The following is a 21759-nucleotide window of genomic DNA, read 5'->3' as shown; positions in this document are numbered from 1 at the left end:
GCATCGCCCGGTGGAGCCGCGGCCGTGACCGCGAGCCTCGTGGACCTCTTCGAAGCGCAGGTGCAACAGCGGCCGGACGCGGTCGCGCTGGCATGCGGCCGGGAATCGGTGTCGTACCGCGAGCTCGGCCGCCGGGCCGACCGGTTGGCCCGGCTGCTGACCGAGCACGGTGCCCGCCCGGGCACGTTCGTCGGGGTCCGGTTGCACCGGTCGGTGGACGTGCCGATGGTACTGCTCGCTGTCCTGAAGTGCGGAGCCGCCTACGTGCCGTTGGACCCGACCTTTCCCGAGGAGCGCGTGGCGTGGATGCTGCGGGACTCGGAGCCCGTCGTGGTCGTCGGCACGTCGGACGTGCTCGGCCCCGGTGACGCCGACCTGGGCGGGATGGAGGCGGTCCTTACCGGCCACTCGGCGGTCGAGGAGGCCCGTGTGCTCGCCCACGACGGCGGCGGAGTAGACGCCGGACCGGTCGCGTACGTGGTGCCCGCTCACGATCGCGCGGGTGCCGTGCGCCGCCTCGCCGGTGCCGACCCGGACGCGCTGCGACAGGTCCACACGCTGCCCAACGGTGTGGAGATGTTCCACCAGAACAAGAGCGAGACCGAATTCCTCTTCGAGGAGATCTTCACCCGGCACGGGTACCTGCGACACGGCATCAGCGTCCGTGACGGCGACGTGATCTTCGACGTCGGCGCGAACATCGGCATGTTCACGCTGTTCGCCGGCCTGCACTGGCCCCGCGCCACCGTCTTCGCCTTCGAACCGGTCCCGCCCCTGTACGAGTCCCTGCGCCGCAACGTCGAGCTGCACGACCTGCCCGCCACCGCGCTCCCGTACGGGCTCGCCGCGAAGACCGGCGAGGAGACGTTCACCTTCTACCCGTACAACACGGTCATCTCGTCCAGCCGTACCAGCCCCGAGGCGGCGCACGACCTGGTCCGGTCCTACCTGCGCAACCGATCCGACCATCTCCTCGACGCACCCGGTGACGACACGGGCATCAGCGACGAGGACCTCGACGAGCTGGTCGACGCCGGCCTGTCCAGCGAACGTTTCACCTGTCCGCTGCGTACGCTCTCCGACGTCGTACGGGAGCACGGCGTCGAGCGCATCGACCTGCTGAAGGTTGACGTGGAGAGCGCCGAGTACGAGGTTCTCCAGGGCATCGACGACGAGCACTGGCCCCTCATCCGCCAAGTGGTCGTCGAGGTGCACGACGTCGACGACCGCCTGGCGAGCGTGCTGACCCTGCTGCGAGGGCGCGGGTACGAGGTGACCCATGCGCAGGACCAGCTCCTGGGCGACACCGCGCTCCACAACGTCTACGCCACCCGGCCCGCCGCCGGTGGTGGTGTCGCCACCGACCGCCCGGCGACCGGCGACCCGGAGCCGGGGCAGCGGTGGCGCGGCCGTACCGCGTTCCTGGACGACCTCCGCGCCGCCGTCACCGCCGCGCTGCCCGGCCACCCGGTTCCGCCCGCGCTCCTGCTGGTCGACCGGCTGCCGCCGGAGCACGGTGGGGACATCGACCCGGGCGGCCCGGGCGTCCACCCGGCCGGGCCCGAGCGGATCCACCTCGACGACCCGGCGGTCGCGGCCCGACTGGCCGACGGCCCGGACGGAGGGCTGCCCTCGTCACCACGCGCGGACGACGCCGCCTACATGATCTACACCTCCGGGTCCACCGGCCGACCGAAGGGCGTGGTCGTCCCGCACCGCAACGTCGTAGCACTGTTCACCGCGGCGGGCGAGCTGTTCGACTTCGGTCCGGGCGACACCTGGACGCTGTTCCACTCGTACGCCTTCGACTTCTCGGTCTGGGAGATGTGGGGCGCCCTGCTGCACGGCGGCACGCTGGTCGTGGTGCCGACCGAGATCGCCCAGTCCCCGCCCGAGCTCCTGCGCCTGCTGGCCGACCGGCGTGTCACGGTGCTCAACCAGATCCCGTCGGCGTTCTACGAACTGATGCGGGCCGACGCCGAGGACCCGGTCACCTCGAACCGGCTCGCGCTGCGCTATGTCATCTTCGGGGGCGAGGCGCTCGACCTGGCGAGGCTGGACCAGTGGTACGAACGGCACGACCCGCACCACCCCGAACTGGTCAACATGTACGGCATCACCGAGACCACGGTGCACGTCACCCATGCCGCGCTCGATCGCGACCGGCTCTCCGCGCACAGCCAGATCGGCCGGCCGCTGCCCGGATACCGCTGCTACGTGCTGGACGAGAAGATGGACCTCGTGCCGCCGGGCGTGACGGGTGAGCTGTACGTCGGCGGTTCCGGCCTGGGATGGGGGTACTGGCGTCGCGGCGGGCTGACGGCCGAACGCTTCGTGCCGGATCCGTTCGGCCGTGCCGGTGAACGGTTGTACCGGACCGGTGACCTGGTGCGACTGGGCAGCGGCGGCCTCGAATACCTGGGGCGGGCCGACGACCAGGTCAAGATCCGCGGCTTCCGGATCGAACTGGGCGAGGTCGAGTCGGTCCTCGCGCGCTGCCCCGCCGTGGCCGGTGCGGTGGTCGTCGCCGGCACGGACGCACGGGGCGAGCGGTGCCTGATCGGGCACGTCATGCCAGACCTGGCCGGCGCCGCCGTGGACCGGGAGAGACTGAGCGCGACGGCAAAGGAATTCGTCGAACAGCGGCTACCCGCCTACATGGTGCCCGTGGCCGTCGTGGTCTCCGAGACGTTCCCCCTCGCGCCCACCGGGAAGGTCGACCGACGGGCCCTCCCCGCGCCGACGTTCCGTACCCGGTCGCGCGCCACCCGGACACCCGTGGAGAGCGAGCTGTGCGGATTGTTCGGCGAGGTCCTCGGCCTCGACGGGGTCGGTGCCGAGGACAGCTTCTTCGACCTGGGCGGGCATTCGCTGCTGGTGACGCGGCTGGTCAGCCGGGTGCGTTCGGTGCTCGGGGTGGAACTCGGCATGCGGGCGCCGTTCGACGCGCCCACACCCGCGCTCCTGGCGGACGTCGTGGCGCAGGCCCGGGAACGCCGGCTCAGGCTGCGGCCGATGCCGCGGCCCGAGCGGGTGCCGCTGGCCCCGGCCCAGGCAAGGATGTGGTTCCTGCACCGCCTGGAGGGACCCTCGCCGACGTATAACATTTCGCTGGCCCTGCGCCTGCGGGGCCAGCTGGACGGCGCCGCCCTCCGGGCCGCGCTGAACGACGTGGTCACCCGCCACGAGAGCCTGCGCACCGTGTACCCCGAGACCGACGGCGTGCCGTGGCAACAGGTGATCCCAGCCGCCACCGCCCACCTGGACGTCGAATCGGTGCGGGCGGACGGGAAGGACCTCGACGGCGTGCTACGGCCGCTGGCCCGCAACACCTTCGACCTCGCTCGTGACCTCCCGATCCGGGCCTGGCTGGTCGAGGTCACGGACGACGATCACCTCCTCATGGTGCTGGTGCACCACATCGCGGCGGACGGCTGGTCCCTCGCACCCTTGGTCAGGGACCTCCGCGCCGCGTACGACGCCCGGCGCACCGGCGCGGCGCCCGCCTGGGCGGAGCTTCCCGTGCAGTACGTGGACTACACGCTCTGGCAGCGTGAGCTGCTCGGCGACCCGTCCCGTCCCGACAGCATCCAGAGCACGCAGCTGGACTACTGGCGGCGCACGCTGTCGGGGCTGCCCGACCGCATCCCGCTGCCCGCCGACCGGCCGCATCCCGCCGTCGAGACCCACCAGGGCGACCTCCACGGTTTCAGTTGGGACGCGGACATGCGTGCCGCGCTGGCCACGCTCGCCGCAACGCACGACGCCAGCCTGTTCATGGTGCTGCACGCCGGTCTGGTGGCGCTGCTCGCGCGGCTCGGCGCGGGCACCGACATCCCGATCGGCACGTCGGTCGCCGGGCGTACCGACGAGGCGCTGGACGACCTGGTCGGCTTCTTCGTCAACACGCTCGTCCTGCGCACCGACTGCTCCGACGCTCCGACGTTCCGGCGCCTGCTCGCCCGGGTCCGGGACGTGGACGTGGACGCCTACGCGCATCAGGACGTGCCCTTCGACCACGTGGTCGACATGCTCAACCCGACTCGCTCCCGCGCCCACCAGTCCCTGTTCCAGGTGTTCCTCGGCCTGCAGAAGCCACCGCCCACCGACATCCCGATGGACGGACTAACCGTGACCGAGGAGGGATTCATCCCGACCGGTACGTCCAAGTTCGACCTCTTCCTGCACTTTACCGACCGGGAGGACCGGCTCGACGGCACGATCGAGTTCAACACCGACGTGTTCGACCGCGAAACGGCCGTGTCCCTCGTGACGCGTCTGCGCCGGCTGCTGACCGCGGTAGCCGCCGAACCGGAGCGGCCCCTGGCCCAGATCGAGCTGCTCACCGAGGACGAGCGGCGGCGAGTTCTGGTCGACTGGAACGACACGGCCCGGGCCGTACCGTTCGCCCCGCTCGCGGACCTGTTCGACGAGCAGGTGGCGCGCGCGCCGGATGCGGCGGCCGTCGTCCACGGCGACAGCCAGGTGACCTACGCCGAGCTGGCCGAGCGGGCAAACCGGCTGGCGCGGCTGCTCATCGACCACGGCGTCGGCCCGGAACGGACGGTTGCCGTGCTGATCCGGCGGTCGGTGGACGTCGTGGCCTGTCTGACGGCGATCCTCAAGGCGGGCGGCACGTACCTGCCGATCGATCCGGACTATCCGACTGAGCGGATCGCGTTCATGCTGGGTGACGCGAACCCGGTGACGGTGCTGACCACCACGGACCTGCGCGCCTCGGTGCCCGACGGCGCGTACGCGTGCATCGCCGTCGACGACACCGACCTGGCGGCCTACCCCGCCCGTCCGGTGCGCGACGACGAACGGATTGCGCCCGTGCACCGGCTGACCCCGGCGTACGTCATCTACACCTCCGGCTCCACTGGGCGGCCGAAGGGCGTGGTCATGACGCCGGACGTCATGGTGAACATGTTCGAGTGGCACAACACGGTGCTCGGCCGGGGTCCCGGGATCCGCACCGCGCAGTTCGCCTCGTTGAGCTTCGACGTGTCACTCCAGGAGATGCTGTCCGCGCTGACGTCCGGTCGCACCCTGGTGATCGTGCCGGGCGACGTGCGCACGGACCCGCCACGGCTGGTCCGGTGGCTCGAACGGCACCGGGTCAACGAGTTGTTCGCGCCGAACCTGCTGATCGACGCGCTCGCCGGCGCCGCCAACGAGCTGCACGCCGACCTGCCGGACCTGCGAGACATCGTCCAAGCCGGCGAGGCGCTGACGGTGAGCCGGCAGGTCAGGGCGTTCTGCGGACGCCTGCCGGGCCGCCGGCTGCACAACAACTACGGGTCGACCGAGGCCCAGGTCGTCACGGCGCACACTCTGGACGGCGACGTCGCCGGCTGGCCCTCACCCGTGCCCATCGGGCGGCTGCTGCCGAACCTTCGCGCCTACGTGCTCGATGTCGGCCTGCGCCCGGTGCCGGTCGGGGTCGTGGGGGACCTGTACACCGCCGGCGCGGGCCTGCCCCGGGGATACGGCAACCGTCCCGGGCTGACGGCCGAGCGGTTCGTACCCGACCCGTACGGCCCGCCGGGTGGTCGGATGTACCGCACCGGCGACCTGGCCCGCTGGCATCCGGACGGCTACCTCGAGTTCCGGGGCCGGTCCGACGATCAGGTGAAGATCCGTGGGTTCCGGGTGGAACCGGGCGAGGCGGAGGCGGCGCTCGTCGGATGCCCGGGGGTGGCGCGGGCCGCGGTGGTCGTCCGGTCGGACAGCCGGGGCGAGCCGTGCCTGGTGGGGTACGTGACACCGGAACCGGACGCCGCGCCGGACCTGGGCGTCGTGGCGCGCGGGTTCACCGCCGAGCGGTTGCCCGCCTTCCTCGTGCCGGCCGTGGTCATGGTCCTCGACGATCTCCCGCTGCTGCCCAACGGGAAACTCGACCGCAGACGGCTGCCGGAGCCGGTGTTCGCCGGGGCGGCCGGCGGCCCGCGTTCGCCGATGGAGGCGGCGTTGTGCCGGCTCTTCGCCGAGGTACTCGGTCTCGACGAGGTAGGCCCGGACGACGGGTTCTTCGAGCTGGGCGGACACTCGCTGCTGGCGGCCGGCCTGATCAGCAGGGTGCGCACAGTGCTCGGGGTGGACGTGGGCGTGGGCGCGCTGTTCCATGCTCCGACGGCCGCAGGGCTGGCCCGGTCGATCGCGGGCGACACCAGGGGCGGAGCCTTCGACACGCTGCTCGCGCTACGCGGACACGGCAGCCTGCCTCCCGTGTTCTGCATCCATCCGTCGAGCGGGATGAGCTGGTCGTACGCGGGCCTGCTGCACCACGTCGACCGGGAGACGCCGCTCTACGGGCTGCAGGCGGCCGGTCTCGTCGACGGGGGCGTGATGCCGGAGAGCGTCGAGCAGATGGCCGAAGACTACCTGTCCCACATCAGGCGGGTGCAACCGGAGGGTCCCTACCAGTTGCTGGGCTGGTCGTTCGGCGGTCTGGTCGCCCACGCGCTCGCGGTCCGTCTCGAGCAGGCCGGCGAGAAGGTGTCGTTGCTGGCGATCCTGGATGTGCCCCCGGTCGTGGACCGGACCGGCGAGGAACTCCCGGACGACAGCATCGAGCAGGCACTCGGGGATGAACTCGACCAGGCCAGCCTCCCGGACCATACCGTCGCGCGGATCACCGCCAACGTCCGGCACAGCCTGCGGCTGCAGAGCCGCTTCACGCCGAGCGTGTTCGGGGGCGACCTGCTGCTCTGCACGGCCGGCCCGTCCGGGTTGGCGGATCAATGGCGTCCCTACATCGGCGGTCACATCATCACGCACGAGGTCGCCACGACGCACCACCGCATGATGCGCGCCCCCGCCCTGAGGCAGCTCGGTCCCGTACTGGCGGCGGCCCTCGCCGACCTGGACCGGTAGCACAGGTGCCGGCGCCGGCCGTTTGTGGTGCCGGCGACAGAGCGTCAAGCCGGACGGCAACGTTTCAGATGCCGGACCTTTCCGCCCGCCGGATCCCATCATCCGAAAGCTTCTACCAGAACTACGCGTGCCTCGGTTGGAAACAGGCAGGTCAACTCACTTCGGGTGGCCCGAGGACCCCAGTAACGGAAAGTAAGCGCGCATGCGCTGAATAGCACAGTTGCCGGAGGGCACTTAATCTTCGCAATCAGGTCCGTGAATGTTCCACGGCCTGCCGACAGGACAGGGGCCCTCTCTCGGCTGCCGATGGGGGGCCGGACAAACGGGGGTGTTCCTAGGATGGCGCTTCGGGTACTCATCTGCGACGAGCGACCGCTGGTCACTGCTGGCTTGCAGCGGTTGCTGTCGGCGGAGCCCGACTTCGACATCGTGGGTGTGGCGGACAGCGGTGTGCACGCCCTGATGCTCGTACGCTCCGAACGGCCCCACGCCGTGGTGACCGGACTACGCCTGCGCGGAATGTCGGGCACCGACCTGACCCGTCGGCTGCGCGGCGACAACGAACAGACCAACCCCCCGGTGGTGGTGTACGCGGTCGAGGGCTCCGAAGAGACGCACACGGAGGTGCTGCGGGCCGGAGCCAACGCGCTGTTGTCGGATGACGCCAGCCGCGAGGAGCTGGTGCTCGCGATCCGGGCGGTGACCCGGGGGCAGGCGATGCTCGGCCCGTCGGTGGCCCGGCGACTGCTCGACTGGTTCCGCAAGCACGAGACCGAGCAGCCGCGTCCGCTGGACCCCCTGGCCATGACGCTCACCACCAGGGAGCGGGAGATCCTGCTGCTCACCGCGCAAGGGCTGTCGGTCGAGCAGATCGCGAGCAAGCTCTACATCGGCGTGGCGACGGTGCGGACCCACATCTATCGCCTGCGGTGCAAGCTCCAGGTCCGGGACCGCGCCCAGCTCGTCTCCTTCGCCTATCAGGCGGGGCTGGTCAACTTCAACTGACCGCGCGCGGTCGGTGGGCCGGGGCGGAGCCACCGACGGAAGTTGCTCAGCCCCGGCTGATCGGCGCATCCTCGACCACCTCGCGCGATGGCGGCGCCTCCCGGTCGGCCCCGGGCTCCGGTCCCGATGCCGGCGTCTCGTCGACCGGCTCCGGCAGCTCACGCATGGGCCGCAGCGGGCTGGCCAGGATCCAGAGCACGTTGAGCACCAGACCCACCGCACCGATGATCATTCCGGCCCGGAGGCTGAGCAGGTCGCCGACCACTCCGCCGGCGAAGGTGCCCAGGGCGATCACCCCGTAGGAGATGAACTTGTAGGTGGCATTCATCCGGCCGAGCAGGTCGTTGGGGGTGATGGTCTGCCGGACACTGATCGCGACCACGTTCGACACGACGAGGAAGCCGCTGGCGGCGAACGCCACGGTCAGCACCACCACGGTGAACGCCGTGTTCGCCGGCGTCACGGCGATGACGACGAACGCCACGAACGGCAGGACGATCGACGCCAGGTACGAGCGGCCGATGCCCAGCCGCGCGATGAGCCGCCCGGCGGCGACGGCGCCGAGCACGCCACCGATCGCCCCGCAGGAGCGGATCAGACCGATCGTCGCGGCGTTGAGGTCCAGCGCCCGGACGGCGAAGACCGGGAACAACGCCATCACCCAGTTGGCGAAGAAGTTGTAGAGGGCGGCGCTCACCACGAGGGTACGCAGCAACGGAGCGCGTACGACAGTCACCAGGCCCTGGCGGATCTGGGCCATGATCGGTGGAGCGCCCCCGGCAGGCGGCTCGGGCTGCGGCTCCCGATCCCGGATCGACGCCAGCGTCACGGCCGACACGACGAACGAGATCATCTGCGCCAGCAGCGCGAACGGTGCGGTGAGCAGTTGCACCAGCACACCGCCGAGGCCGGGACCGCCGACTTCGGCGACCGAGTCGCTGGCCTGCAACCGGCTGTTCGCCGCGACAAGGTCACGAGACGGCACGATCGACGGGACGAACGAGTAGTAGCAGAGCTCGAACAGCACCGAGCAGGTGCTGAACACGAAGACCAGGCCCAGCATGATCCACATGGTCAGCGTGCCGGTCACCGCCAGGCCGAGGATGCCGAGCAGGACGACGCCACGCACCACGTCGGTGGTGATCATGATGGGGAGCCGGCGGCGCCTGTCGATCCAGGCCCCCGCCCAGAGGGCGAACAACAGGTACGGCAGGAACGTCGCGGTGCCGATCAGGCCGACCATGGACGGGCTGGCATCCAGGGTGTAGATCGCCACCAGCGGCAGCGCCAACTGCGACACCTTGCTGCCCAGCAGCGCGACCGACTGCCCGCCCCACAACTTGAGGAAGCTGGCGTTGCGGTTCAACGGGACGTCTGCGGATGCCTTCACCTGCGGTCCTCCACTGCGGGCTCGCGTACGTCAAAGGGGGTTGCCGTGCGAAAAGGCGTGCCCGGCGAACTTCAGGCTCGGGACGGGGGACGTCCCGGGCATACCGACGTTACCGCCAACCCGGGCACTCGGCCCGGCGACGTCATCAAGGTAAGCAAAATGATGGCGCTGATTACCTCGGAAAATGCGTTTGAGCCGCTCAACTGCAACCCAGCAGCGCCTGCCGAATCAACGTCACGAGGCAGACGCCGTCCTCCGCGCTACCTAGCGTGAGGAGCATTCCGGATCAGATTCCCGCGACCGACGAGCGAGGGGCCATGACGCAGATGCGGCGAGAGGACGCCACGACGGATCGAGTGTCGATGCTGTCCGACGTCAAGCAGGAGTTGTTGCGGCGGCGGTTGCGGGAGCGGGCGTCGGTGCAACGGGGTGTGCCGGTGGTGTCGCGGGACGAGCCGTTGTTGCCGTCGTTCCAGCAGGAGGGGTTGTGGTTCCTGGACCGGTTGGATCCGGGGCAGACGGTCTACAACGTGCCGTTCGCGTTGCGGCTGCGTGGTGAGCTGGACGTCGCGGCGTTGCGGTCGGGGTTACAGCTGCTGACCGCCCGGCACGAGGCGTTACGGACCCGGTTCACCACCGCAGGCGACGGCAGTCCGCGCCTGCTCATCGACGCTGCAGGCGACGGCCCGGACCTGCCGGTGATCGACCTGTCCACCGCCGAGGACCCGTTCACCGAAGCGGTCCGCCACGCCGACACCGAGGCCCAGCGGCCGTTCGACCTGGCCACCGGACCGCTGCTGCGCGCCGCCCTGCTGCGCCTGCACACCGATGACCACGTGCTGCTGCTGAGCCTGCACCACGCCGTCACCGACGGCTGGTCGGTCAGCATCCTCACCCACGAACTGTCCGAGGCCTACCAGGCCCTCACCCAGGGCCGGCAACCCCAGCTACCCCCGCTGACCGTCCAGCCCGCCGACGTCGCCGCCTGGCAACGCCGCCAGCTCACCGGCGACACCCTCCGCGAACACCTCACCTACTGGGAACACAACCTGCGCGACCTGCCCACCCTCGACCTGCCCACCGACCGGCCCCGGCCCGCCGAACGCACCTGGGCCGGCGCCAGCTACCGGGCCCACCTGCCCCGCGACCTCGGCCACCGCCTCCGCCGACTCGCCACCGACCACAACGCCTCTCTCCTGGCCACCCTCCTGGCCGGCTTCACCGTGGTCCTGTCCCGCTACACCGGCCAGAGCGACATCACCGTCGGCTCCGTGTTCAGCGGCCGCCACCACCCCGAAGTCGAACCCCTCGTCGGCTACTTCGCCAACACCGTCGTGCTCCGCACCGACCTCACCGGCGACCCCGACTTCCACACCCTGATCAACCGCTGCAACGACACCGTCCTCGGCGCCCTGCAACACCAGGACATCCCCTTCAGCACCCTCGTCAGCCACCTCAAACCCCCACGCGACCCCAGCCGAAACCCCCTCTTCCAAACCAGCTTCTCCCTACGTTCGTCGGGGCCGGCGGATTCGGGTTTCGGATTGGGTGAGGTGCCCGGGGAAATGCTCCCCTTCCACACCACCCGGTCGCGGTTCGACATGACGGTGACCGCCATTCAGGGCCCCGATGACGAGCTCGAAGTGCTCGTCGAATATTCGACGGAGTTGTTCGGGGAAGGTCGGGTTCGGCGGTTGGTCGCTCATCTGGGTCGGGTGCTGGCCGCCGCGGTAGCGGACCCGGGGCTGCCGGTGAGTCGGCTGCCGTTGCTGGACGAGGAGGAACAGCGGCTGCTGGACTCGTTCAACGACACGGCGGTGGACCACGGACCCGCGGCGTGTCTGCACGAGACGATCAGCCGGCAGGCCGCCCGCACTCCCGACGCGGTGGCCGTGCGTTACGCAGGCGCCGACCTCACCTACGCGCAACTGGACCGACGCGCCAACCAACTCGCCCGGCACCTCATCGACCTCGGCGCCGGACCCGACCGGCTCGTCGGCATCTGCGCCCAGCGCAGCACCGAACTCGTCGTGGCCCTACTGGCCACCCTCAAAGCCGGCGCCGCCTACGTCCCCCTGGACCCCGACCATCCCCGCGAACGCCTGCGCTACCTCATCGACGACACCGGCGTGCCCGTGGTGCTCACCCAGCAACACCTCACCGACCGGCTCCCCGACACCACACCCCACCTGGCCCTGGACACCGACTGGCCCACCGTCGCCACCCACCCCGACACCCCACCCGAAACCGCAGTCACCCCCGACAACCTGGCCTACGTCATCTACACCTCCGGCTCCACCGGCCAACCCAAAGGCGTCATGGTCGAACACCGCGCCATCGACAACCGCCTGCGCTGGATGCAACACACCTACCCGCTGCACGCCCACGACGCCGTCCTGCAGAAAACCCCCTACACCTTCGACGTCTCCGTCTGGGAATTCTTCTGGCCCCTCATGGTCGGCGCCCGCCTCGTCCTCGCCCAGCCCGAGGGACACCGCGACAACGCCTACCTCACCCACACCATCACCAGCGAGAACATCACCACCATCCACTTCGTCCCCGCCATGCTCCGCCACTTCCTGAACCACCTCGACACCACCACCGCACCCACCACCCTCACCCGCGTCTTCTGCAGCGGCGAAGCCCTCACCGCCGACCTACGCGACCGCTTCTTCACTCACCTCGACGCCGAACTCCACAACCTCTACGGCCCCACCGAAGCCGCCGTCGACGTCACCTACTGGCAATGCCACCCCCACCACACCGACCCCACCATCCCCATCGGCCGACCCATCGCCAACACCCAATGCCACGTCCTCGACCCCCACCACCAGCCCACCCCCATCGGCATCCCCGGCGAACTCCACCTCGCAGGCACCTGCCTCGCCCGCGGCTACCACCACCGCGACGACCTCACCCATCACACCTTCATCACCCACCCCACCACCGGCCAACGCCTCTACCGCACCGGCGACATCGCCACCTGGAACCCCGACGGCACCCTCGAATACCTCGGCCGCAACGACCACCAGGTCAAAATCAACGGCCAACGCATCGAACTCGGCGAAATCGAAAACACCCTCACCACCCACCCCCACATCAACCACGCCATCGCCGGCACCCACCAACCCGACCCCCACACCACCCCCCACCTCATCGCCTGGATCACCACCGACCACCCCCACCCCGACCAACTCACCACCGACCTCCGCACCTGGCTCACCGACCACCTCCCCCTGCACCTCATCCCCGCCACCATCACCCCCATCACCCACCTCCCCCTCACCACCAGCGGAAAAATCGACCGCAAACAACTCCCCCTCCCCCACACCGACACCCCCACCCACCACCGACCCCACACCCCCACCGAACACACCCTCGCCACCATCTGGACCACCCTCACCAACAACCCCAACCCCCAACCCCACGACAACTTCTTCACCACCGGCGGCAACAGCCTCCACGCCATCCAACTCATCACCCACATCCACAACCACTTCCACATCACCCTCCCCCTACGCACCCTCTACACCCACCCCACCCTCACCACCATGGCCACCGCCATCGACACCGCCACACAAGCCGAGCAGGACCGGCTCGCCGAGGAGATCGACCAGCTGTCCGAGGAGGAGCTGGACCGGCTGCTCGCCGAGAGCGCCGACGACTCGAACCCGTCAGTCACCGGGGAGGACCGATGAGCACGCCGACCATCGAGGAGAAGCGCCGCGAGTTGTTACGGCGGCGGTTGCGGGAGCGGGCGTCGGTGCAACGGGGTGTGCCGGTGGTGTCGCGGGACGAGCCGTTGTTGCCGTCGTTCCAGCAGGAGGGGTTGTGGTTCCTGGACCGGTTGGATCCGGGGCAGACGGTCTACAACGTGCCGTTCGCGTTGCGGCTGCGTGGTGAGCTGGACGTCGCGGCGTTGCGGTCGGGGTTACAGCTGCTGACCGCCCGGCACGAGGCGTTACGGACCCGGTTCACCACCGCAGGCGACGGCAGTCCGCGCCTGCTCATCGACGCTGCAGGCGACGGCCCGGACCTGCCGGTGATCGACCTGTCCACCGCCGAGGACCCGTTCACCGAAGCGGTCCGCCACGCCGACACCGAGGCCCAGCGGCCGTTCGACCTGGCCACCGGACCGCTGCTGCGCGCCGCCCTGCTGCGCCTGCACACCGATGACCACGTGCTGCTGCTGAGCCTGCACCACGCCGTCACCGACGGCTGGTCGGTCAGCATCCTCACCCACGAACTGTCCGAGGCCTACCAGGCCCTCACCCAGGGCCGGCAACCCCAGCTACCCCCGCTGACCGTCCAGCCCGCCGACGTCGCCGCCTGGCAACGCCGCCAGCTCACCGGCGACACCCTCCGCGAACACCTCACCTACTGGGAACACAACCTGCGCGACCTGCCCACCCTCGACCTGCCCACCGACCGGCCCCGGCCCGCCGAACGCACCTGGGCCGGCGCCAGCTACCGGGCCCACCTGCCCCGCGACCTCGGCCACCGCCTCCGCCGACTCGCCACCGACCACAACGCCTCTCTCCTGGCCACCCTCCTGGCCGGCTTCACCGTGGTCCTGTCCCGCTACACCGGCCAGAGCGACATCACCGTCGGCTCCGTGTTCAGCGGCCGCCACCACCCCGAAGTCGAACCCCTCGTCGGCTACTTCGCCAACACCGTCGTGCTCCGCACCGACCTCACCGGCGACCCCGACTTCCACACCCTGATCAACCGCTGCAACGACACCGTCCTCGGCGCCCTGCAACACCAGGACATCCCCTTCAGCACCCTCGTCAGCCACCTCAAACCCCCACGCGACCCCAGCCGAAACCCCCTCTTCCAAACCAGCTTCTCGTTCCAGCCCGCAGGCACCACGAACACCTCTCTCCAGTTCCCCGGCATCGACAGCGAGACGTTGCCGTACGAGTCGAAGCGCTCCCGCTTCGACTTCGGCATCACGGTGCGCGAGCAGCCGGACGGGGCCATGGATCTGTCGGTGGAGTACTCGACGGAGTTGTTCGGGGAAGGTCGGGTTCGGCGGTTGGTCGCTCATCTGGGTCGGGTGCTGGCCGCCGCGGTAGCGGACCCGGGGCTGCCGGTGAGTCGGCTGCCGTTGCTGGACGAGGAGGAACAGCGGCTGCTGGACTCGTTCAACGACACGGCGGTGGACCACGGACCCGCGGCGTGTCTGCACGAGACGATCAGCCGGCAGGCCGCCCGCACTCCCGACGCGGTGGCCGTGCGTTACGCAGGCGCCGACCTCACCTACGCGCAACTGGACCGACGCGCCAACCAACTCGCCCGGCACCTCATCGACCTCGGCGCCGGACCCGACCGGCTCGTCGGCATCTGCGCCCAGCGCAGCACCGAACTCGTCGTGGCCCTACTGGCCACCCTCAAAGCCGGCGCCGCCTACGTCCCCCTGGACCCCGACCATCCCCGCGAACGCCTGCGCTACCTCATCGACGACACCGGCGTGCCCGTGGTGCTCACCCAGCAACACCTCACCGACCGGCTCCCCGACACCACACCCCACCTGGCCCTGGACACCGACTGGCCCACCGTCGCCACCCACCCCGACACCCCACCCGAAACCGCAGTCACCCCCGACAACCTGGCCTACGTCATCTACACCTCCGGCTCCACCGGCCAACCCAAAGGCGTCATGGTCGAACACCGCGCCATCGACAACCGCCTGCGCTGGATGCAACACACCTACCCGCTGCACGCCCACGACGCCGTCCTGCAGAAAACCCCCTACACCTTCGACGTCTCCGTCTGGGAATTCTTCTGGCCCCTCATGGTCGGCGCCCGCCTCGTCCTCGCCCAGCCCGAGGGACACCGCGACAACGCCTACCTCACCCACACCATCACCAGCGAGAACATCACCACCATCCACTTCGTCCCCGCCATGCTCCGCCACTTCCTGAACCACCTCGACACCACCACCGCACCCACCACCCTCACCCGCGTCTTCTGCAGCGGCGAAGCCCTCACCGCCGACCTACGCGACCGCTTCTTCACTCACCTCGACGCCGAACTCCACAACCTCTACGGCCCCACCGAAGCCGCCGTCGACGTCACCTACTGGCAATGCCACCCCCACCACACCGACCCCACCATCCCCATCGGCCGACCCATCGCCAACACCCAATGCCACGTCCTCGACCCCCACCACCAGCCCACCCCCATCGGCATCCCCGGCGAACTCCACCTCGCAGGCACCTGCCTCGCCCGCGGCTACCACCACCGCGACGACCTCACCCATCACACCTTCATCACCCACCCCACCACCGGCCAACGCCTCTACCGCACCGGCGACATCGCCACCTGGAACCCCGACGGCACCCTCGAATACCTCGGCCGCAACGACCACCAGGTCAAAATCAACGGCCAACGCATCGAACTCGGCGAAATCGAAAACACCCTCACCACCCACCCCCACATCAACCACGCCATCGCCGGCACCCACCAACCCGACCCCCACACCACCCCCCACCTCATCGCCTGGATCACCACCGACCACCCCCACCCCGACCAACTCACCACCGACCTCCGCACCTGGCTCACCGACCACCTCCCCCTGCACCTCATCCCCGCCACCATCACCCCCATCACCCACCTCCCCCTCACCACCAGCGGAAAAATCGACCGCAAACAACTCCCCCTCCCCCACACCGACACCCCCACCCACCACCGACCCCACACCCCCACCGAACACACCCTCGCCACCATCTGGACCACCCTCACCAACAACCCCAACCCCCAACCCCACGACAACTTCTTCACCACCGGCGGCAACAGCCTCCACGCCATCCAACTCATCACCCACATCCACAACCACTTCCACATCACCCTCCCCCTACGCACCCTCTACACCCACCCCACCCTCACCACCATGGCCACCGCCATCGACACCGCCCGAACCGGCGGCGAGGACCGGGAGACGGCATCGTCGCTGGTGCCGCTGCGTGCCGAGGGCAGCCGGACACCGTTGCACCTGGTACACCCGGTGGGCGGCTCCGTCGTGCCGTACCTGCCATTGGTCGCGCTGCTCCCCAGCGACCTGCCGGTGTGGGGTTTCGAGGCCGCGGGGCTGCACGACGGCGAGCCGTGCACGGACCTGACGGAGATGGCGGCCCGGTACGTTGCGGAGCTGCGCCGCCGCCAGCCGCACGGGCCGTACCGGCTCGGTGGCTGGTCGTTCGGCGGGATGGTCGCCTACCAGATGGCCGGCCGGCTGGCCCGGGACGGCGAGCGGGTGGAGCTGTTGCTGCTGCTGGACACCTCGTCCCCGGCTGGGGACGGCCCGCTGCCGGACGACACCGAACTACTGATCGACTTCGCCGCGGACGTCGCGGCGCTCCAAGACGCCGACGTGCCGGCGCTGGACCGCGACCGGCTCGCCGCGCTGCCGCCCGATGAGCGGACCGCGGCGGTCCTGGCCGCGCTCCGCGAGCGAGGACTCGTGCCGGCCGAGGCGGTCGACGAGATGGCCCGTCGCAGCGCGGTGTTCCGGGCCAACGCGTTGGCGTTCCGCCGCTACCGTCCGGCACCGTACGACGGGGTGGTGTCGCTGCTGACCGCGGAGGATTCGGGCGACCACCACACGCGTCGGTGGATCGAGGCGAACCTCGCCCGGGTCGAGCACCGGCGGGTGCCTGGTACCCACTACAGCATGCTACGGGAACCACACCTGACCGACGTCGCATCAATCATCGACGATCTGATTCACGGGTGTAGTTGAAAGCGACCCCGTCCGTCCCCGCCCGGTGCCGGCGATGCCGGCACCGGGCTGTCGACCTAGGAGTGTCACGGTGCGCACTACCGATGCACGTCACACCCCGGCCGTCAGCGTCCGCGTTGCGGGCCCGGCCGCCGAGGACTCCGCCCGGCCGCTGCCGCCGGCCACGGTCCGGGCGCTACGCGACGCGGCCACGGCCGCGGCCGCCGGCGAGGACGAGGTACTCGCCGCCGCGGCCGCGATTGTCCAGTGCGCCCTGCGGCACCCGGGCGAGCTCGTCCTGACCGGGCCGGCCGGCCGGCGTACCGTCCCGGTCGACCTCGCGGAGCCGCCGACCGTGCCGGACCTGCTCGACCGGATCCGCGCCGCGGCCGTCGACGTCCCGGACGGCATCCCGGCACCGGACTCCCTGGTGTGCTGGTCTCCCGCGCCGGCCGGCGACGGCCCCGACCGCGCCGGCACGGTCCCCGCGCTGCGGATTGCCGGGCGTCCCGCCACCGCCGTCCACGTCCACACCGAGGACCCGGACCGCAGAGCCGCGGAGCTGTTCGCGCAGCGGCTGCACACCGTGCTGACGCGGATCCCCGGTGCCGTCGCCGCCGGACGACCGGTCACGCACGTCGTCGGCGACGATGAGCTGGCATGGATCCGCCGACGGCTCACCGGCGATCGGCTGGGCGACCCGCCGGCCGAGCCCTGCCACCTGGCGGTGCTGCGGCACGGCGCGGAGAACCCGGACGCCCGCGCGATCGTCGACGGACCGGCCGTCCGTACCTACGGCGCGCTCCGCGCCGACGTGCTCCGGTACGCGGCGGCGCTGCGCAGCCACCTCCCGGCCGCCGCGACGCAGCCGATCGTGGGCGTGCTCGCGGACGACCTGACGTCGTTCCTGACCGGTGCGCTGGCCGCGATGACCGCCGACGCGGCCTTCCTGCCCCTCGACCCGGCCCTGCCGGTGGAGCGCATCCGCACGCTCGTCCGCCGAGCCGGCGCGAGCGTCGTGCTGACCGGGCCGGGGACCGACCGTTCGGCGCTGAGCGACGTGCCGGTCCTGCCGCTGGACGCCCCGACACCGCCCGGTCCGCCACCGGTTCCCACCGGGGATCCCGGCGACCTGGCGTACGTGCTGTTCACCTCCGGCTCCACCGGGACGCCCAAGGCCGTCGCGGTGGAGCACCGGCAACTGTCGGCGTACGCCCGTTCCGTCGCCGCGCTGCTCTCCCTCGGCCCCGGCGTCACCACCGCCAGCCCGGCCGGTATCGGCGCCGACCTCGGCTACACCGCCACGTTCCCCACCCTGGCCCACGGTGGCACTGTCGCGGCTGTCCCGGCGGACGCCCGTCTCGACGCGGGCCGGTTCGCCGCCCACCTACGCGCGGCCGGAGTCGACCTGGTCAAGATGGCCCCGTCCCACCTGGCGGCGCTCCTCGCCGACCCGCAGGGCCCGGCCTGCCTCCCGGCCCGCACGCTGGTGCTCGGCGGGGAACGGCTCGACCCCGCGCTGCTGGAGCGGCTCCGTGCTCTCCGGCCCGAGCTGCGGGTCTACAACCACTACGGGCCGACGGAGACGACAATCGGCGCGTTCGCCGGTGCCGCACCCGCCCGGCCGGGACGGGACGTCTCCCTCGGTGCGCCGCTGTCACACGTGTGGGCCGAACTGCGCGGCCCGGACGGCGCCCCCACTCCGGTCGGCGTTCCCGGCCGGCTGTTCATCGGGGGCGCCGGGGTGGCTCGCGGCTATCTCGGTGACGACGAGCAGACCGGGCAGCGCTTCCAGCTGGTGGCCCATCCCCCCGGCCGGCCGGATCTCCCCGGAGGGCGGGTCTACGACACCGGCGACGTGTGTGTCTTGACCCCCGCCGGTGACCTGGTCTTCGTCGGCCGCGCTGACGACCAGGTCAAGATCCGCGGCTTCCGGGTGGAGCCACGCGAGGTGGAGCGGACCCTGCTCGATCAGCCCGGCGTACGCCAGGCGTGTGTGCTCGCCGAGGAGCGTCACGGCGAGTCGGTGCTCGTCGGGTACGTGGTGCACGACGGGCAGCCGGACCCGGCGGCGCTTGTCGACCGGCTGCGTTCACAGCTCCCCGAGGCGTGGGTGCCGGCCCGGCTGGTGCCCGTCGCGGAGCTGCCGCTGCTGCCCAACGGCAAGATCGACCGGGCCCGGTTGCGGGCGACGGCGACGGACACTCCGGCCGGTGCCGGTGCGGCCGCCCCGGCGCCGGCCGACGACGTGACGGCCGTGGTCGCCATGGTCTGGGCCGACCTGCTCGGCGTCGATCGGGTCGACGCCGACGCCAACGTCTTCGACCTGGGCGCGCACTCGCTCACCGTGACCCGGGCGCTGGGTGTGCTCCGGGATCTGCTCCGGATCGACGTGGACACGGCGCTGTTCTTCAGCCGGCCGACCGTGCGGCTGTTCACCGAGGCGCTGCTGGCCGGCCCGGCCGCCGACCGGCTGCGCCGTCGTGCCGCGGTCGTCCGTGAGGTGCTGGAGCTGGCCGACGCAGCCTGAGCACCGCGGCAGGGTGACAAACGCGACGACGGCCGGTGTCCGAGGACACCGGCCGTCGTCGGGGCAGGCGGATCAGCCGGTGGCGCGGACCATGCCCGCGCCCACCGTCCGCTTGGAGACCGGGTCGATGAGGATGAACGAGCCGGTCGACCGGTTGAGCCGGTAGTCGTCGCACATCAGCGGCTGGGTGGTCCGCAGGCCGATCCGGCCGATGCCGTTGAAGCCCAGCTCGTCGGTGTCGTGCCGGTGCAACGTGTTCACATCGATGCCGTAACGCAGCGAGGTGACGATCGACGGAACCACTCGGGTGGTGTGCTTGACCAGCAGCCGAGACCCGGCGGTGAGTGCCGTGGTGTCCATCCAGCACACCACGGCACCCAGGTCCTGGGTGGCGCGGGGCTGGTTGTTGGGGCGGGCGAGCAGGTCGCCTCGGGAGACGTCGATGTCGTCGGCCAGTCGCACGGTCACCGACATCGGCGCGAACGCCTCCTCCACCGGCCCGAGCGGACCGTCGATCGCGGTCACCCGGCTGCTCATCCCGCTGGGCAGCGCGACCACCTCGTCACCGACCCGGACCACTCCCGCGGCCACCTGTCCCGCGTAGCCGCGGTAGTCGTGGTGCTCGTCGGTGCGCGGGCGGATCACGTACTGCACCGGGAGCCGCAGGTCGACCAGGTTCTGGTCGGAGGCGACGTGCACTTCCTCCAGGTGGTGCAGCAGCGGCGGGCCCTCGTACCACGGCATCCGCGCGGACCGGTGCACGACGTTGTCGCCGCGCAGCGCGGACATCGGAACAGCGGTCACGTCCGGGATGCGCAGCCGGGTGGCGAACTCGGTGAACTCGTCCCGGATCCGCCGGTACACGGCCTCCTCGTAGTCCACCAGGTCCATCTTGTTGATCGCCAGCACCAGGTGCGGCACGCCGAGCAGCGAGCACAGGAACGCATGCCGGCGGCTCTGCTCGGTCAGCCCGACCCGCGCGTCGACGAGCACCACGGCCAGGTTGGCGGTGGAGGCGCCGGTGACCATGTTCCGGGTGTACTGCACGTGCCCCGGCGTGTCGGCGATGATGAACTTGCGGCGGGCGGTGGCGAAGTAGCGGTAGGCGACGTCGATGGTGATGCCCTGCTCGCGCTCGGCGCGCAGGCCGTCGGTGAGCAGTGCCAGGTTCACCTCGTCGGCGCCCATCCGCTCGCTGGTCTGCTCGACGGCGTCGAGCTGGTCCTCGGGCACGGCGCTGGTGTCGTAGAGCAACCGCCCGATCAGGGTGCTCTTGCCGTCGTCGACCGAGCCGGCGGTCGCGATCCGGAGCAGGTCCATCAGAAATACCCTTCCCTCTTGCGGTCCTCCATGGCGCTCTCGTTGACCCGGTCGTCGGCCCGGGTTGCCCCGCGTTCGGTGAGCCGGCTCGCGGCCACCTCCCGCAGCACCTCCTCGACGGTGGTGGCCGTCGAGGACACCGCGCCGGTGCAGCTCATGTCCCCCACCGTCCGGAACCGGACCTGCTCCTCCGCGCTGCTCTCCCCGTCCCGCATCGGCAGGTGCGGGCCGACCGAGAAGATCATCCCGTCCCGGCGGAACACCTCCCGCTTGTGCGCGAAGTAGATCGAGGGAACGTCGATCCGGCGCTCGGCGATGTACTGCCACACGTCCAGCTCGGTCCAGTTGGACAGCGGGAACGCCCGCAGGTGCTCGCCCGGCCGCAACAGTCCGTTGTAGAGGTTCCACAGTTCCGGCCGCTGGTTCTTCGGATCCCACTGGCCGAACTCGTCCCGGAAGGACAGCACGCGTTCCTTGGCCCGGGCCTTCTCCTCGTCGCGCCGGGCACCGCCGAACAGCGCGTCGAAACGGTGCCGGCTGACAGCCTCCAGCAGCGCCGGGGTCTGCAGGCGGTTGCGGGACGGCTCTCCGGGCGGCTCGACGATCTGTCCGTCGGCGATCATCTCCGGCACCGAGGACACGACCAGGCGCAGCCGCCACTCCTCGACCAGGCGGTCGCGGAATGCCAGCACCTCCGGGAAGTTGTGCCCGGTGTCCACGTGCAGCACCGGAAACGGCACCGGCGCGGGCCAGAACGCGAGCCGGGCCAGATGCAGCATGACGATGGAGTCCTTGCCGCCGGAGAACATCAGCGCGGGTCGGTCAGCCTCCGCCGCCACCTCACGCAGCACGTGCAGCGCCTCGGCCTCCAGCGCCTCGAGATGGGAAAGTCGGTACACGGACATCGGTCAC

Annotated in this window: 8 protein-coding genes; 5 read left to right on the top strand and 3 right to left on the bottom strand. The window is 70.6% G+C overall.

The window, feature by feature from the left end; genetic code table 11:
* The first annotated feature begins 24 nt into the window (after positions 1-24).
* Positions 25-6879 carry a non-ribosomal peptide synthetase gene (locus Q3W68_RS19125; protein ID WP_302906736.1) on the top strand — a complete coding sequence of 2285 codons (6855 nt, stop codon included), beginning with the start codon at positions 25-27 and terminating at the stop codon, positions 6877-6879.
* A 339-nt stretch (positions 6880-7218) separates the two neighbouring features.
* Positions 7219-7884, top strand: coding sequence for a response regulator transcription factor (locus Q3W68_RS19120; RefSeq protein WP_302906735.1), 666 nt, complete (start codon positions 7219-7221; stop codon positions 7882-7884).
* 46 nt (positions 7885-7930) lie between these two features.
* Here the strand turns inward: Q3W68_RS19120 and Q3W68_RS19115 are convergent, their stop codons facing one another.
* Positions 7931-9274, bottom strand: a complete 1344-nt coding sequence (locus Q3W68_RS19115) for an MFS transporter (protein WP_302906734.1) — start codon at positions 9272-9274, stop codon at positions 7931-7933.
* Positions 9275-9591: 317 nt separating this feature from the next.
* On the opposite strand from Q3W68_RS19115, the gene Q3W68_RS19110 reads away from it, so the two are divergent.
* From Q3W68_RS19110 to Q3W68_RS19100, 3 genes are all read left to right on the top strand, one after another.
* Positions 9592-12972 carry an amino acid adenylation domain-containing protein gene (locus tag Q3W68_RS19110; RefSeq protein ID WP_302906733.1) on the top strand — a complete coding sequence of 1127 codons (3381 nt, stop codon included), beginning with the start codon at positions 9592-9594 and terminating at the stop codon, positions 12970-12972.
* Positions 12969-17018 carry an amino acid adenylation domain-containing protein gene (locus Q3W68_RS19105; protein WP_302906732.1) on the top strand — a complete coding sequence of 1350 codons (4050 nt, stop codon included), beginning with the start codon at positions 12969-12971 and terminating at the stop codon, positions 17016-17018. The genes Q3W68_RS19110 and Q3W68_RS19105 overlap by 4 nt, the downstream gene beginning before the upstream one ends.
* A gap of 70 nt (positions 17019-17088) precedes the next feature.
* A complete protein-coding gene (locus tag Q3W68_RS19100; RefSeq protein WP_302906731.1) occupies positions 17089-19527 on the top strand; it encodes a non-ribosomal peptide synthetase in 2439 nt (812 codons plus the stop codon).
* A gap of 72 nt (positions 19528-19599) precedes the next feature.
* Here Q3W68_RS19100 and Q3W68_RS19095 read toward each other — a convergent pair whose 3' ends face one another.
* Together Q3W68_RS19095 and cysD are read right to left on the bottom strand one after the other, a co-directional pair.
* The gene (locus Q3W68_RS19095) at positions 19600-20847 is read right to left on the bottom strand and encodes a sulfate adenylyltransferase subunit 1 (protein WP_302906730.1); all 1248 of its coding nucleotides are present in this window, start codon (positions 20845-20847) and stop codon (positions 19600-19602) included.
* Positions 20847-21752, bottom strand: a complete 906-nt coding sequence (gene cysD, locus Q3W68_RS19090) for a sulfate adenylyltransferase subunit CysD (RefSeq protein WP_302906729.1) — start codon at positions 21750-21752, stop codon at positions 20847-20849. Before cysD ends, Q3W68_RS19095 begins: the two co-directional genes overlap by 1 nt.
* Positions 21753-21759 lie beyond the last annotated feature (7 nt).

The sequence above is a fragment of the Micromonospora sp. C28ISP2-4 genome (genome assembly GCF_030519385.1).
Classification (GTDB): Bacteria; Actinomycetota; Actinomycetes; order Mycobacteriales; family Micromonosporaceae; genus Micromonospora; species Micromonospora tulbaghiae.
This window is presented reverse-complemented; position numbering and strand designations above follow the sequence as displayed.